This window comes from Lacticaseibacillus jixiensis (genome assembly GCF_042847315.1).
Taxonomy (GTDB): Bacteria; Bacillota; Bacilli; order Lactobacillales; family Lactobacillaceae; genus Lacticaseibacillus; species Lacticaseibacillus jixiensis.
In genome coordinates this window covers 123,539-138,519 of sequence record NZ_BAAFPR010000003.1, presented here as the reverse complement: position 1 = coordinate 138,519, position 14,981 = coordinate 123,539, and the positions used below count along the sequence as shown (strand labels likewise).

The window sequence follows — 14,981 nt, the reverse complement described above, 5'->3', positions numbered from 1 at the left end:
GTTGAGTGGAAAGGGGGACGGCAGAACCGCCGAAGATGAGCTTCGAGTGTTGTTAGACGGTGTCGTGCTGTCGCCACGGGTGTCTCCGTTAGCAGACTAGGTATCAAATGGTACTGAAGTGAGGCGCAATTGTCATGGTTGCGTGAAAATGGGTGGTAACACGCGAAAGCGTCCCTTTGCATAGTTTGTGCAAAGGGACGCCTTTTTTGTGAAAGAAGGAATCTTATGAGTATTCAACAAATGCGTTATATCTTAGCGGTAGCAGACAACGGGAGCTTTCACGCCGCAGCCAAGAAACTGTATGTCTCACAACCCAGCTTGTCGCATGCAATCAAAGAGCTCGAGCGTGATTTAGGCACGACGCTGTTCACCCGCACGCGCCAAGGGGCGACACTCACCGGCGCTGGAGCGGTTTTTGCCCAGCGCGCACGCAAGATCTTAAGCGAAATCGATGACTTGAACCACTACTTCGTCCCGCAGCCTTTTGGCAACGACTACTTCTCCATTGCCGGGCAGCACTACGATTTCATGGCTGATGCCGTATGCCACACCATGGCCAGCTTCCCGGATTGCCAATACCTGCGGATCTTTGAAGGCACGACTTCGCAAGTGATCGAAGACCTCAAAGCCGGCAAAAGCGAAATCGGCTTCATCTTCGCCAATCAAACCAATCAAGCGCGCTTAGGCAGTATCTTAGACGAAGGGCATCTGGCTGCCACTGATTTGGGCAAATTCCGCACCCACATCACCTTGCGCCCAGACCATCCGTTAACGCACAAAACCACCTTGACCAAGGCCGACTTGATCGATTATCCGCAGGTGCGCTTCACTCAAGATGCGGTGTACGCCGAACTTGCCGAAGACCCGCTGGCAGCGCCGAGCACCGGGCAAGTGATCGCCACCACCGATCGGGCCACCATGATCAAGGTGATCAACCAATCCAACGCTTATTCCAGCAGTTCCGGCTTATTCACGCGCTTAGATCAGCTGGGCTTGACCACCCGGGTGCTGGAAGGCGAGCCGGAGAATCACATGCTGCTGCTGCACCACACCGACGCCGCGTTGTCACCTTTGGCCGATTGCACCATCGACGCCGTCAAAACCTTCATGCACAGCGCCACGCCGCAATGATCACTGCTGGGCCCATTGCTGCCACAAGCTCACTGTGCGCCATAATACCAACGCCGCCAGCACGATCAACACCGAAGCAACACCCATCGCCAGGTGCATGCCGCTGATGAACCATTCCGGATGCGCCGTAGGATATGTCGCGATGCGCGCACCAGCGAGTTGACTCATACGCCCAAATTGTATCGTCGTTGCGACACTGGTGCCTGCCACCATGCCCAGATTACGCGCCAAGGCATTGAAACTGCCGGCAATGCCGAGCTGCTTGGCATCAGCCACTGACATCACAATGTCGCCGATCGGTGATTGGAAAATCCCGCCGCCGGCACCTAACAACATCGTGATGCCTACAAACCAGCCTAAGTTGGTATGCAAACCTAAGCCCAGATACCCGACACTGCCACAGGCAATCAGCAGCACCCCGCCTAAGGCCACGCCGGCCACATTATGCCGATCGGCCAAGATGCCGCCTAATGGTGCGCAAAACACCATCATTAGCGGATACAACGTCAACAACGCGCCTGCCAATCCCGGCTTCAAGCCCAGCGCATCTTCCAGATAGAACGGCATTAATACGGTGGTGAAAAACTGCGCCATAAACACCAGAAACACCGCCAACACCCCTAATGAAAACAATCGCTTGTGAAAAATGGCCATTGGCAGCAGTGGCGTTTGCGCATGCCGCTCCCGCCAGAAAAACCACCCGCCTGCCAAAACCGCCATCAGCAACGATCCCCACACCAACGGCGCAGCAAAACCATCAGTTTGACTGAGATTCAACCCCCAAAAACCGGCGGTAATGGCAACGGCTTGGGCGATCGCGCCCCACCAATCAAACGCCTGCTTTTGACCAATGCCATCACCCATCGCCCATAAGGCCAACCCTAACGCCACCAGTCCAAACGGCACGTTGATCCAAAACAGCACCGGCCAATGTGCCACTGACAACACCAAGCCGCCGACTGCCGGTCCAGCCACGCTGCCTAACGCCACGAACGTCCCCACAAAACCCATCGCTTTGCCGCGTTCGCGCGCCGCAAAGCTGGCCGTCACGATGCCGTAAGTGTTCGCCAAGGTCATCGCCGCGCCGCTGGCTTGCACGATCCGCGCAAAGATCAAAAACACAAACCCCAAATCGATCCCTGCCAACATCGACCCCAAGATGAACCCCGCCGTACCCCATTTGAAAATGCGCGGTTTGCCGATCAAGTCGCCAAGCTTGCCAAAAGGTAGCAGCAGCGCGCTTAAAACGATCAAATACACCGAAGTCGCCCACACCATGCGACTAGCCGGCACCGCCAGGCTTTTGGCCATCACCGGCACCGCAATGTTAACCACTGAGCCGTCCAAGTTGGTCATAAATGCAAAGAAGCCCAGCGCCGTCAGCGCCCACCACCGCCGTTTGCTCGATACCTCCATTGCTGCCACCTTCTTTTGTTTTGAGGCCATTGTAGCAAAGGCCGCTTGCCCACACGAGTCAAACCGGCAAAACGCCGAGCTGGCGCGCAACGTTGGCAGCTAATTACGGTTAAGATTGGGTCGGCTGATTCGGCACAATATTCAGATCGCGCCGCAGCCTATCAGCTAGTCCTTGCAATGCAGGTGGTAAGCTAACTGCTTGCCGCATCTGCATCAATAGCGCCAGGCGCTTGGCCAAGTCAGCATAATCACGTGGTTTAGGCATCATTCGCCACTGGTACTTAGTGTGTTTGGGCAGAGTATTTTGCCAACGTTTCAAGGCTTTGGGGATCGGATCCAGTAACGGCAGCGGCTGGATCGTCAGTGACAGCACCCGGTTCACCAGCTGGGTCAAATTAGATAAGGTCGCCGTCACCGCTTGCGGCAACACAGGCGCTTCAATCACTGCTGTTAACTGTTGCATCAGTGTCGGATCGTACGGCATCACAGCAACACCTAATCCGGCCAGCTCTGCATCACCAAACCGATGCAAGGCACTAGCCGTGAAGTCAGCCGCTTGGATACCCAAGCTCCGCCGAGAATTCGCAAATGTCAGCGTTAGTTGCAAGCGCGGCTGATCCGGCAGCGTTAACTGTTGGATGAGTACCGCTGCCGCTTGCACGAAATCAGCCCGTCGATATTCACTGCGTGCATCAAGCACAATCACTAACCGCTGTGTTTGCGGCGCTTGGCGCAGCGCCGTGATAATCGCCAGCAAATACGGCAATAAAATGGCTTGTTTGGCGGCGGCTTTTGGCAAATGGTGAGCAGGTATCTGCAGTACCCCAAGCCACAAAACATCCAAGTGTAAGGCTGTCAGCAGGGCTTGGATCCGCTGCTTGGAGGAATCTATCGCCTTGTGCTCTTCGTTGCCAGACCAACCATTCGGATACAGTGTCCGAGCAAACTTTGGCACCCGCGGCACCTCAGTGATCACCACGCTAACTTCCATGATATCTGGCTCATAGCGCTCATCCAAATACAGATACGTCGTTGGCGGGCGCTGCTTGAAGAATGCTTCAAGCTTGGCGCGGGTCGCTTTGGCGGGACGTCTGCCATCCAACAGTCGATTCAACGTAGTAGGTGCGATCATGATCTCCCGACTCAACGCCGCTTTTGTCAGCCCATCTTCTTCCAAGATCCGCTCCAGCAAAATATCATAATCTGGCATGTCGTGCTCCTTTGTCTGTGAATATTCAAACAGAATGTTTCACGTGAAACAATGGCCGCAATGCCTTGTCCAGCAAGGGCTAAGCACTCCGATCCCACAAGTTGCATCACACATTAAGCAATATCAGTGTATCCTCTCAACAGCAAAATCGCTAATATTTCGCTGTGAGATTCTTGGATTGCTAAGCTGAACCGATTGACTCTCTGAAAGATAACGGATCAATTTGCAGGTAAGCTTATCGACAGTGCTGATTCGGGATCCACACCTTGCTCTGCATATTTCTCCAGTTTTATCACAAACCTTTTACTAGATATGCCCCCTCTGATTAGTCATTTGTCCTGCCATTTCGTAGCCTCACTCGAACACCAGAGGACAGGCGTTGCGTAGGCGCGCGGGGCAAGCGGCGGTCAGGCCGTGAAACGATCAGCGTCGTGAGACAAGCGGGCTTTGCTTGGCTCACGACGCTGATCGCGGCAAGAATTGAGACAAGCAGGTGAGCAAAGCGAGCGTTTGGCTCAATTCTTAGGCAGAAAACGCGCTGCACTTTGCGCGGTTGGCGCCGGCCGCACTGCCTGCACCGCCGCTTGCCCCGCGCGCCGAAGCAATGCCTGTCCGGGGGGGTGAGCAAGTCCCCCGCTTTAGACGCTGTAGTCTTCGTCGAGCTGCGCAAAGCGACGCGATTGTGTATAAGCCATCCCGAGTCCATGGCCAAGACCGCCATTGACTCAGGCTGTCTTATACACATCGCTAAATACGCTTTGCTCCGCTCTGGGGTTCTTCGTCGAGCTGCGCAAAGCAACGCGGCGTGATATAAGTCGTGACGCCACCAAGGCAAAGACCGCCTTTGCGTCATCCCGCCTTATATCCACCGCTAAGAGCGCTTTGCTCCGCTCTGGGGCACAAAAAAAGACCCGCCAAGGCGAGTCTTTTGACGCAATTAGTCTTCTGCAACGAATGGAAGCAAGCCCATGATACGGGCGCGCTTGATCGCAACAGTCAGCTTGCGTTGGTTCTTAGCGCTGGTGCCAGTCACACGACGCGGTAAGATCTTACCACGTTCGGAAACGAAGCGTTCCAACAAGTTCGTGTCTTTGTAATCGATATATTCGATATGGTTAGCGGCGATGAAGTCGACTTTGCGACGACGACGGCCACCACGGCGTTGTTGTGCCATGAATGTCACTCCTTTTCAAAGATTCTAGAATGGTAGGTCGTCATCCGAAATGTCGATCGGTTGGCCATTATTGGCAAACGGATCAGCATTGTTATTGGTGCCTGAGTTGTTACCACCGAAAGATGGTTGACTGTTGGCATTGGATGACGGGGTAGGTTGGGCATTACCGCCGAAACTGTTCGGGGCCTGCTGTTGTGGCTGGCCGCCAAAGTTGTTCTGACCGTAACTTGAGTTCTGATTGCTCCCAGCAGGTTCTTGCGGACGTGCTTCAGTCGTCGCACGTGATTCCAACAAGGCGAAGTTCTCCACGACTACTTCAGTCGTATAAACTGTCTGCCCTTGAGCATTGGTATATTGACCGGTTTGGATATGACCCATGACCCCGATCAAAGAACCTTTGCGCGTAAAGTTCTTCAGGTTCTCAGCACTTTTACGCCAAATCACGCAATTGATAAAATCACTTTCCCGTTGCCCATTGGCGCTGGAAAATTGACGATCGACAGCGATTGTGAAACGTCCAACAGCGATCCCGCTTTGGGTGTAGCGCAACTCGACTTCCCGCGTTAAGCGGCCGGTTAAAGAGACACTATTGATCATCGCTTAGCCCTCCCTTGTTAATTCGCGATAGATAACGAATTAGTCTTCGCGCTTAACGATCATATGACGCAGAATGTCGCCAGAGATCTTGGATAAGCGGTCGAATTCGTTGATCGCAGCAGCAGTATCTTCAGTTACGTTCACAACGTGATACGTACCTTCAGTGTAGTTGCCGATTTCATATGCGAACTTACGCTTTTGCCAATCCTTAGAATCAATGATGGTAGCACCATTATCCTTCAAAATATTGTCAAAACGTTCGACCAGTGCAGCTTTGCCTTCTTCATCCATATCAGGACGGATGATGTAGGTAATTTCATACTTGGTTTCAGCCATTTGACGATTCACCTCCTTATGGACTTTGGCCCGCAGTCACCTGCGAGCAAGGAGTCGATGGCCTAAAAAGGCCACATACTCACAAACTATGATACTATCATAGGTCAGCAGATAATACAAACTTTTTCTGTAAACAAGGCTACAAGCTGACCGTCTGAATGCGCATGATGTTCTTATTCAAAGAGATATCTTCGATGATATCCGGTAAGTTCAACTCCCGCGGCACGCTGATCTCATAGATATTGACGTAAATCGACGTGTCGCCATCTTGCGTGACACTGAAGTTTACATCGTTGACCTCGATATGATGCGCCTCGAAATAATCTTGAATGAATTGCTTGGTTTCTAACTTATGGCGATATTGGATCTCAATGCGCTTCATCGCATTGACATGCACGATCTGCTTGAGCAAAGTCAACACCAGAATTACGGCCACAGCGCTTGGTACAGCGATTTGGTAATCACCCATCCCGATGGCCAAGCCTAAGCCCGCCACCGCCCACAGGCTGGCTGCAGTGGTCAATCCGCGCACGGTGCGGTGCTGGACAATGATCGTGCCGGCACCAAGAAAGCCGATGCCAGATACAACTTGGGCAATCAAGCGTGCATCATCAGCCCGCAACACCCCAGACAGCTTCGGATATTGCAGTGCCGTGTTCAACGCGTTAAAGCCGATCTCCTTTTGTACTAACGCCATGATACAAGCGCCTAAACACACCAGCACATGCGTCTTCATCCCCGCCGGGCGGTTCTTGTGCTCTCGGTCATAACCGATCACCGCCGACACGACAATGGCTAACGCAAGGCGGCCAATGATCTCCCATAAACTTAATTTAAATTGCATATTACCGCCTTTCTTTCTTGGGCTTTCGTCGAGCTGCGCAAAGCAACGGGCTTGCGTGTAAGCCATGACGCCGCTTGGGCCAAGTGCGCCCAAACGTCCTCCCGTCTTACACTCCGCCTTAAATGCGCTTTGCTTCGCTCTGATTTTTTCGTCGATCTGCGCAGCCCAACGCGATTGCGTGTAAGCTGTCCCGAGCTTATGGCAAAGCCCGCCATTAGCTCAGGCCATCTTACACACATCGCTAAGTACGGGCTGCTTCGCTCTGGTTTTTTCGTCGAGCTGCGCAAAGCAACGCGGCGTGATATAAGTCGTGACGCCACTTGGGCCAAACCCGCCCAAATGTCATCCCGCCTTATATCCACCGCTAAACCCGCTTTGCTTCGCTCTGGTACACAAAAGCCAAGGACCCAAATTCAGGTCCCTGGCTCAAGGTGGCGCTATTCGTCGGTATCAGTGTCGCTATCGTCAGTTTGATCAGTCTCTGCACGACGCAAGAGCTCATCAACTTGAGCATCGGCATCGCCGGCTGGCGTTTCGTTATCGCCTGCAGTGCTGTCAACAGCAGCAGTGCCTTCAGCAGCTGGCTGTGCCGGCGTTTCGTCAGTGTCTTCTTCCTTAGCCAACTTCGCCACGGTAACGACCTTGGTGCCGTCATCGACACGCATCAGGCGTACCCCTAAAGTGGCGCGGCCGGTTTGCGAAACCGTATCGATGTTGAAGCGGATCATCACCCCGGCGTCGGTAACCGCCATGATATCTTCATCACCATCAACGGTGGTGACGATTGCCAAGCCGCCGTTCTTCTCGGTGACATTAGCCGTCTTGATCCCTTTGCCCCCGCGACCTTTGATCGGATATTCAGCAGCGGCAGTGCGCTTGCCATAACCTTTCTCAGATACCACGAAGACTTCTGAATCAGGCGTTAACACGTCTGCGCCGACAACGTAATCGTCATCACGCAAGCGGATCCCACGCACCCCAGTGGCGGAGCGGCCCATGGAACGGACATCAGATTCCTTGAAGGTCACCGAGTAGCCGGCATGTGTCCCAATCAGAATGGTGTCATCACCAGTTGTGGCGATCACGCGGCTGAGCTCATCGTCTTCTTTCATGTTCAAGGCGATCAAGCCGTTCTTGCGAATGTTTAAGAAGTCGCTGACTGGCGTGCGCTTAACCACACCATTCTTGGTGACGAAGAACAAGAAGTCAGCACCTGAGCCGCCTTGTTGCACGTTGATCACGGCTTGGACCTTCTCGTTGTTATCGATCCCCAACAAGTTGATGATCGGGATCCCTTTGGCGGTGCGGCCGTATTCAGGGATTTCATAACCCTTCGCGCGATAAACCTTACCAGAGTTGGTGAAGAACAGCAGCACATCATGCGTGGACGTGGAGATCAAGTGCTCCACAAAGTCGTCATCATGAACGCCGGTGCCTTGGATCCCGCGACCGCCACGGTTTTGGGTCTTGAATTCATCAGAAGGCAAACGCTTGACGTAGCCGTTGTGGGTCAAAGTGATCACAACGTTCTCTTCTTCGATCAAGTCTTCGTCTTCGATGTTCAAATCTTCGCCGACTAACAGCTCAGTGCGGCGCTTGTCGCCAAACTTGCGCTGGGTTTCCAACAATTCGTCGTAGATGATCTGATGGACACGCTCAGGCTTGGCCAAGATATCTTGGTAATCGGCGATGGCGGTGCGAATGTCTGACAACTCATTTTCGACTTTGTCACGTTCCAAGCCGGTCAGGCGCACCAGCCGCATGTCCAGAATCGCTTGGGCCTGCTTATCAGACAAGGCATACTTGTCCATCAAAACGACTTTGGCCTTGTCGCCAGTTTCACTTGAGCGAATGATGCTGATGATGGCGTCGATATGATCCAGCGCGATCTTCAAGCCTTCCAAGATATGTTCGCGCGCTTGGGCCTTCTTTAATTCATAGGCGGTGCGCCGGCGGATGACTTGTTCTTGATGTTGCAGGTAATACTGCAAGATCTCTTTGAGGCTCAACGTCTTTGGGGCACCGTTGACAATGGCGACCATGTTGAAGGAGAACCCGGTTTGCAGCGGCGTCAACTTAAACAAGTTGTTTAACACGACTGAAGCTGACATGTCACGGCGGATGTCGATGGTGATGCGCATCCCGTCACGGTCAGATTCATCGTTTAAGTCAGTGATGCCTTCGATTTTCTTCTCGCGCGCCAATTCAGCAATGCGTTCCACTAGCTTGGCCTTGTTGACCATGTATGGAATCTCGCTGACGATGATGCGTTCGCGGCCGGACTTCTCTGTGACGATTTCCGTCTTGGCCCGTACCGTGATGACGCCTTTACCGGTTTCATAAGCGCGGCGGATGCCGGACTTGCCTAAGACCAACGCCCCAGTCGGGAAGTCAGGCCCTGGCAAAGCTGTCATCAAATCAGCCGTGGTCGCTTCTGGGTTGTCCATCAGAATGTGCAGCGCGGAAATCACTTCAGACAAGTTATGCGGCGGAATGTTGGTGGTCATCCCCACCGCGATGCCAGTCGCGCCGTTGACCAACAAGTTCGGGAAACGCGCCGGCAACACAACTGGTTCCTTCTCGGTACCATCGTAGTTATCTTGATAATCGATGGTATCTTTGTTGATGTCGCGCAGCATTTCCATGGTGATCTTGCTCATCCGCGCTTCGGTGTAACGCATCGCAGCGGCGCCATCACCGTCGACTGAGCCAAAGTTACCATGGCCATCGACTAACATGTAGCGATATGAGAAGTCTTGCGCCATGCGCACCATGCCTTCGTAAATCGAAGAATCCCCGTGCGGATGGTACTTCCCCATGACGTCCCCGACGATACGCGCAGACTTCTTGTATGGCTTATCCGGGGTCACCCCGAGTTCATTCATCCCATACAAGATCCGGCGTTGTACCGGCTTGAGGCCGTCGCGCACATCGGGCAAAGCCCGGGCGACGATGACACTCATTGCGTATTCCAGAAACGATGTCTTCATCGTCTTGGCCAGATTAACAGTTGTGATCCGGCTTTCTTGGCGGTCATCCATTGACGCTTGTCTCCCTTCAAAAATGGTACAGTTTATCGCGCAGATGCGCGGTGATTGGTTGTGAATAGGAAAATGTTAGTTTGCTGAGTTTAGTAATACGAAGCCGTCCCGATATTTCCCAGCTTTTATGCACAATTTCCATACACGCTCTGCATCCGAGAAGCATGTTCACAAAACAGGCAAAATATATTGCTGATTGCAAAATGTAGGATCGGTATTGCGGAGGTGCGCGGAGGCGGCCCAACGCGGCGTGATATAAGTCATGATGCCGCTAAGTACGGGCTACTCCGCTCTGGTTTTAGGCGTCGATGTTCTTGGCGTCGACGTACACTGCGTTGTCTTCGATAAACTTGCGGCGTGGTTCGACCTTGTCGCCCATCAACATCTCAAAGATGCCATCAGCGGCTTCGGCGTCTTCAGGCGACACACGCAACAAGCGGCGCTTATCTGGATCCATCGTGGTTTCCCACAGCTGGCTGGCGTCCATTTCCCCTAACCCTTTGTAACGCTGGATCTCAGGCTTGGGACTTGGTTGCAAGGTGCCTAACACTTCTTCGAGTTCTTCATCCGAATCGATGTAGCGCATCATTTTGCCTTGACGCAGGCGATACAACGGCGGCTGGGCGATGTAGACAAAGCCGGCATCCAATAACGGCCGCATGTAGCGGTAGATCAGCGTCAACAACAGCGTGCGAATATGCGCGCCGTCGACATCGGCATCGGTCATGATGATCAGCTTATGATACCGGGCCTTGCTGACGTCGAATTCCTGACCGAAGCCAGTGCCCATCGCCGTAAACAGCGTGCGGATTTCTTCGTTGGCCAAGATGCGTTCCATGGAGGCCTTCTCAACGTTTAAGATCTTCCCGCGAATCGGCAAAATGGCTTGCGTCAAACGGCTGCGGCCAGACTTGGCTGAACCGCCGGCGGAATCCCCTTCGACAATGAACAATTCAGAGATCTCAGGGTCTTTGCTGGAGTTATCAGCCAGCTTGCCTGGTAAGTTGGAAATTTCCAAGCCAGACTTCTTACGCGTCACTTCACGCGCGCGCTTGGCAGCGGCGCGTGCCTTGCTGGCCAGCAAGGACTTGTCAACCACCTGGCGCGCTTGCGCCGGATGTTCCATCAAGTACTTGGCAAAATGCTCAGAAAACGTCCGGTCAGTAACCGTCCGCGCATCTGCGTTGCCTAACTTCGTCTTGGTTTGGCCTTCAAACTGCGGATCCGGGTGCTTAACGGAAACCACCGCAGTCATCCCTTCGCGCACATCTTCCCCAGACAACGCGTCATCAGACTCTTTGAGCTGGCCGGACTTGCGCGCATAATCGTTGATCACCCGCGTCAGCGCCGTCTTAAAGCCGGTTTCATGCGTCCCGCCTTCGTAGGTATGAATGTTGTTGGCAAAAGTCATCAAGTTGGTGTGGTAGTCGTCGGTGTATTGCAAAGCAACTTCCACGGTGATGCCTTTGGCTTGGCCTTCAACGTAAATCGGTTCTTCGAGGACCGCCGTTTTGCCTTTGTCCAAGTAATCGACGTATTCTTTGATCCCGCCTTCGTAATGGAACACCAATTTCTCATGGGTGTCGGCACGCTTGTCGGTGAATGTCAAGCGCAAGCCTTTGTTCAAGAAGGCCAGCTCACGAATGCGCTGGGTCAAGATCTTGTCGTCATACGTGGTGGTTTCAGTGAAAATATCCGGATCCGGAACAAAATGCACCTTGGTCCCATGCGCATGTTGTGGCGCATCGCCAATGACTTTCATCTTGGTTTTGACCTTGCCGCGGGTGAAGTCCATGTAGTAATACTTACCACCATGGGCCACTGTCACATCCAAAGTCGTCGACAAGGCGTTAACCACTGAGGCGCCAACACCATGTAAACCACCGGAAACCTTATACCCGCCGCCGCCGAATTTACCGCCGGCATGCAGAATGGTAAACACGGTTTCCAACGCTGGCAAACCGGTTTGCTTTTGAATGTCGACAGGGATCCCACGGCCATCATCAAACACAGTGATGGAATTGTCAGGTTCAACGGTCACATCGATGGTTGAAGCAAACCCAGCCAACGCTTCGTCGATCCCGTTATCGATAATTTCCCACACCAAATGATGCAGGCCTTGGCTGCTGGTGGTGCCAATATACATCCCCGGCCGCTTGCGTACCGCTTCAAGGCCTTCCAGCACTTGGATCTGGCTGGCATCGTATTCCGCGGCTTTCTCTTCTTTGGCTTCGATTGCCGCTTCTTGTTTATCAGTCACGCTGATTCCTCCCGTACACTATTGTTCTTGCGTCAACTGCCCGCCAACCACCCGGTACACAGCCGGCTGAGCAATGATTTCTTTAGCGATACCATCCAAACTGGTGGTGGTCAGAAAAGTCTGCACTTTATTCTGAATGGCTTTGAGTAAGTGCGTTTGCCGATCGTCATCAAGTTCTGACAACACATCGTCAAGCAACAGCACCGGATATTCGCCGGTTTGAGCTTTCATCAAGTCGATTTCCGCCAACTTCACCGCCAAAGCCGTGGTCCGCTGTTGGCCTTGGCTGCCGAAATTGGCAACATTTTTGTCGTTAACCAGAAACGCCACATCATCACGATGCGGACCTGCCAACGTCGTCCCCAGCTCTAATTCGCGCTTCTGGTGTTTGGCCAGCAGCTCGCCCATGGCCGCATAAGCTTGTTCCACATCTTGTCGCGCACTTTCTGGCACCTGGCTTTGATATTGAAAGGTCAAAGTTTCCTTGCCCTTGGTGATATCTGAGTGGATCGTTGCGGCAAAAGTGGCCATTTGTTGCAATAAGCTGGCACGCCGCGTGACGATTTCCGCGCCGGCGGCTGCCAGCTGATCACTTAAGACGTCCAAGAACACCATGTCCTTGGCCTGATGAAATTTTAACTGTTTCAAATAGGCATTGCGCTGGCGCAAAGCACCGCGATACTCGCTGAGTACCTGTAAGTACTTCACACTCATTTGACCAAACTCCATGTCGATGAAGCGCCGCCGGTTGGCTGGGCTGCCTTTAACGATCGCCAAGTCTTCCGGGGCAAACAACACAACATTAAAATGGCCAATATACGCCGACAGCTTCGATTGCTCGATGCGATTGTAACGTGCCTTCTTGCCTTGCGTAGAGATCACTAACTCCAGTTGGTTGTTGCCTGTAGCCCGCGCAACCGTGCCAGTGATCCGCGCAAAGTCGCTGCCGAAGCGGATCAGTTCCTTATCGTTATTGGTGCGGTGGCTCCGCGCTAACGCCAACACGTACACCGCCTCCAACAAGTTGGTCTTGCCTTGAGCATTCTCGCCGATCAAGACGTTGATCTGCGGCGAGAAATCGGTGTCCACCGTCGCATAATTGCGATAATTCTTCAGCGTTAGATGCGCCAGCCTCATTGACTGACGATGGTGACTTTAGTGCCATCAGGAAGCGTCACCGTATCATCAGCCCGCAGCTTGCGCCCGCGCCGAGTATCAAGTTCACCATTGACCAACACAGAATTTTCTTGCAGGAACCATTTGGCTTGGCCCCCACTATCGATCACACCGGCTTCTTTCAGTAACTGTCCTAATGTGATGTACTCAGTCGAGATCGCAACTGTTGCCATGAAACGCCCACTTCCTTTGCTACGAGTTTTAATACTACCTATATATGATAGCATTTTCGCGTGTGAAACACAATGCAAATCGCCATTTTAAGGCGGTTTAAGCCCGTTTGGCAGTTAATCAGTCCCCTGCACCCACTTACCATCAAAATCGTAAGAATCGCCGAATTTGGGCGTTGTACTAAATTTGGCCATTCTCACGGCCCACTGATCAGTGTGAAAAGGATCGTCCCTTCATACGCGCCGGCCAGCACATTGACTTGCCGATGAAACAGCCATTCAGCCTGTGGTATTTGTGCACCATTAAGCAATATCCGCACCGCATGCGTCGGTGTCACCTGCTCACCGTTGGACAAGACTAACGCAGCATCCAAGTGCGTACCGTTTGCTGAAAGCAGTGGCGTCATTGTCACATCAAGATATTGTTGCCCTGTCACCGCCAGTGCCGGCAATGTGGCCGGTACCCGCACGTCGCCTTGGATCAGGTCTTTGACGGCAATGTGCCTGAGGCTGCGCGGTGCAGCGATGAACTGATAATTCACGTCTTCAGAACGAATGGTCGCTGAATAATTGTTGGCAGTATCGGTGTAAGTCAACTCAACATAAACTTTGCCATTGAAGTGCGGCAGCTTATCAGCTGGCACAAAAGGTTGATCACTAGTCACAACACTGGCCGCCGCCCCGGTAAACGTCCACTTGAACGTCAACTTGGTGCCTGAACGCGGCTGATAATACCAAGCACCCAAGGGCATCGCCTGGCCTTCCCGGCCGATCATTGGCGGGATACCAATATAGGCTGTCGTGGCAATAGTCGCAGACGGTATATTTGATTGAACTGGTATGGTTGCAGAAATCAGCCTAGCTGCGGCTGTGGATACAGTCTGATCTTGAAAAGAAATCCCTGGCGTTTTGAAATAAACCCCTGCGTTTCGGTTCCAAATATTAGTATCTGTGCCAGGGAGTACTTGATTGCTCATATTGATGGCATATCGGCGCTGACCGTCATCTAGCCAATAAACATTGATTGGATACGCGGCTAAATAATATTGTTGGGCAACATTAGCGACCAGCCGTTGCGGTAACACCGAAACGAAATGCACGCGAATCGTCCTGATGATCGAAATACCTCCGGAAGTAGTTAACTTAATTGTTAAATCAGCCTCATCAGTTCTGGTCGATAACAACATAAATGAATAATTACTTGCCAATCTGCGAACTTGGCCAAATTGACCAAAATAAATCCAGCTGTTTGAAGTGAGTGTCTGAAATGTCGAATTGATTTGTACTTGAAATGATGCCGTAATTGAACCGCCTAGAAAGCCGTGGGCAGCATACGTGAACGGAATTTCAGTCGTTTGATTAGTTTGCACCCATATCTCATCTGGCGGATCAAACACCAGCCCGCCTTGGGCCGGATCGTAGCCTGGATAATTGGGATCAGCTTCTCCTGCCGCATGCACTTGCTGGTTGGCCAACAACCACAAGCCAATCAATGCCGCAACCATCACCAACCATTTTCTCATTGCTGCGCCCTCCTTTAGCCGCGTATGGTCCATTACTTAAGGCATACGCGATAAAAAGGGCCGATCCGTTTGCGGCCACAAAAAAAGTTGCACATCATTGCGC

At 52.6% G+C, this 14,981-nt stretch carries 12 protein-coding genes; 1 reads left to right on the top strand and 11 read right to left on the bottom strand.

The window, feature by feature from the left end; translation table 11 throughout:
- Positions 1–225: 225 nt before the first annotated feature.
- Positions 226–1,131 (top strand): LysR family transcriptional regulator, encoded by a 906-nt coding sequence (locus tag ACGG90_RS03035; protein ID WP_390405704.1) that lies wholly within the window; start codon positions 226–228, stop codon positions 1,129–1,131.
- On the opposite strand, the gene ACGG90_RS03030 is transcribed toward ACGG90_RS03035, so the two are convergent.
- The 11 genes from ACGG90_RS03030 to ACGG90_RS02980 form a co-directional block, all read right to left on the bottom strand.
- On the bottom strand, positions 1,132–2,547 hold the full coding sequence (locus ACGG90_RS03030) for an MFS transporter (RefSeq protein ID WP_390405702.1): 1,416 nt from the start codon (positions 2,545–2,547) through the stop codon (positions 1,132–1,134). It abuts the gene before it with no gap.
- Between the two features lie 109 nt (positions 2,548–2,656).
- Entirely contained in the window at positions 2,657–3,757 is a 1,101-nt protein-coding gene (locus ACGG90_RS03025; protein ID WP_390405700.1) for a DUF3800 domain-containing protein, read from the bottom strand.
- Positions 3,758–4,694: 937 nt separating this feature from the next.
- Positions 4,695–4,931: a 30S ribosomal protein S18 gene (gene rpsR, locus ACGG90_RS03020; RefSeq protein WP_225049327.1), complete on the bottom strand. Its 237-nt coding sequence runs from the start codon at positions 4,929–4,931 to the stop codon at positions 4,695–4,697.
- A gap of 24 nt (positions 4,932–4,955) precedes the next feature.
- The gene (gene ssb / locus ACGG90_RS03015) at positions 4,956–5,528 is read right to left on the bottom strand and encodes a single-stranded DNA-binding protein (RefSeq protein ID WP_390405697.1); all 573 of its coding nucleotides are present in this window, start codon (positions 5,526–5,528) and stop codon (positions 4,956–4,958) included.
- Between the two features lie 39 nt (positions 5,529–5,567).
- Positions 5,568–5,864, bottom strand: coding sequence for a 30S ribosomal protein S6 (rpsF, locus tag ACGG90_RS03010; RefSeq protein WP_390405695.1), 297 nt, complete (start codon positions 5,862–5,864; stop codon positions 5,568–5,570).
- Positions 5,865–6,003: 139 nt separating this feature from the next.
- The gene (locus ACGG90_RS03005; protein WP_390405692.1) at positions 6,004–6,708 is read right to left on the bottom strand and encodes an MgtC/SapB family protein; all 705 of its coding nucleotides are present in this window, start codon (positions 6,706–6,708) and stop codon (positions 6,004–6,006) included.
- A 437-nt stretch (positions 6,709–7,145) separates the two neighbouring features.
- A complete protein-coding gene (gene gyrA / locus ACGG90_RS03000; RefSeq protein ID WP_390405689.1) occupies positions 7,146–9,749 on the bottom strand; it encodes a DNA gyrase subunit A in 2,604 nt (867 codons plus the stop codon).
- Between the two features lie 298 nt (positions 9,750–10,047).
- A complete protein-coding gene (gene gyrB / locus ACGG90_RS02995) occupies positions 10,048–12,009 on the bottom strand; it encodes a DNA topoisomerase (ATP-hydrolyzing) subunit B (RefSeq protein WP_390405686.1) in 1,962 nt (653 codons plus the stop codon).
- An 18-nt stretch (positions 12,010–12,027) separates the two neighbouring features.
- A complete protein-coding gene (recF, locus tag ACGG90_RS02990; protein ID WP_390405684.1) occupies positions 12,028–13,146 on the bottom strand; it encodes a DNA replication/repair protein RecF in 1,119 nt (372 codons plus the stop codon).
- On the bottom strand, positions 13,143–13,358 hold the full coding sequence (yaaA, locus tag ACGG90_RS02985; protein WP_390405681.1) for a S4 domain-containing protein YaaA: 216 nt from the start codon (positions 13,356–13,358) through the stop codon (positions 13,143–13,145). Before yaaA ends, recF begins: the two co-directional genes overlap by 4 nt.
- A gap of 194 nt (positions 13,359–13,552) precedes the next feature.
- Positions 13,553–14,878, bottom strand: a complete 1,326-nt coding sequence (locus tag ACGG90_RS02980; RefSeq protein WP_390405678.1) for a hypothetical protein — start codon at positions 14,876–14,878, stop codon at positions 13,553–13,555.
- Positions 14,879–14,981: the final 103 nt, after the last annotated feature.

Excerpts from the sequence above, each read along its gene's own strand:
- ACGG90_RS03025 (WP_390405700.1), bottom strand. The coding sequence starts at position 3,757 with ATGCCAGATTATGATATTTTGCTGGAGCGGATCTTGGAAGAAGATGGG.
- ssb (WP_390405697.1), bottom strand. The coding sequence starts at position 5,528 with ATGATCAATAGTGTCTCTTTAACCGGCCGCTTAACGCGGGAAGTCGAG.
- ACGG90_RS02980 (WP_390405678.1), bottom strand. The coding sequence starts at position 14,878 with ATGAGAAAATGGTTGGTGATGGTTGCGGCATTGATTGGCTTGTGGTTG.
- rpsR (WP_225049327.1), bottom strand. The coding sequence starts at position 4,931 with ATGGCACAACAACGCCGTGGTGGCCGTCGTCGTCGCAAAGTCGACTTC.
- rpsF (WP_390405695.1), bottom strand. The coding sequence starts at position 5,864 with ATGGCTGAAACCAAGTATGAAATTACCTACATCATCCGTCCTGATATG.
- gyrA (WP_390405689.1), bottom strand. The coding sequence starts at position 9,749 with ATGGATGACCGCCAAGAAAGCCGGATCACAACTGTTAATCTGGCCAAG.
- ACGG90_RS03030 (WP_390405702.1), bottom strand. The coding sequence starts at position 2,547 with ATGGAGGTATCGAGCAAACGGCGGTGGTGGGCGCTGACGGCGCTGGGC.
- ACGG90_RS03005 (WP_390405692.1), bottom strand. The coding sequence starts at position 6,708 with ATGCAATTTAAATTAAGTTTATGGGAGATCATTGGCCGCCTTGCGTTA.
- ACGG90_RS03035 (WP_390405704.1), top strand. The coding sequence starts at position 226 with ATGAGTATTCAACAAATGCGTTATATCTTAGCGGTAGCAGACAACGGG.
- recF (WP_390405684.1), bottom strand. The coding sequence starts at position 13,146 with ATGAGGCTGGCGCATCTAACGCTGAAGAATTATCGCAATTATGCGACG.
- yaaA (WP_390405681.1), bottom strand. The coding sequence starts at position 13,358 with ATGGCAACAGTTGCGATCTCGACTGAGTACATCACATTAGGACAGTTA.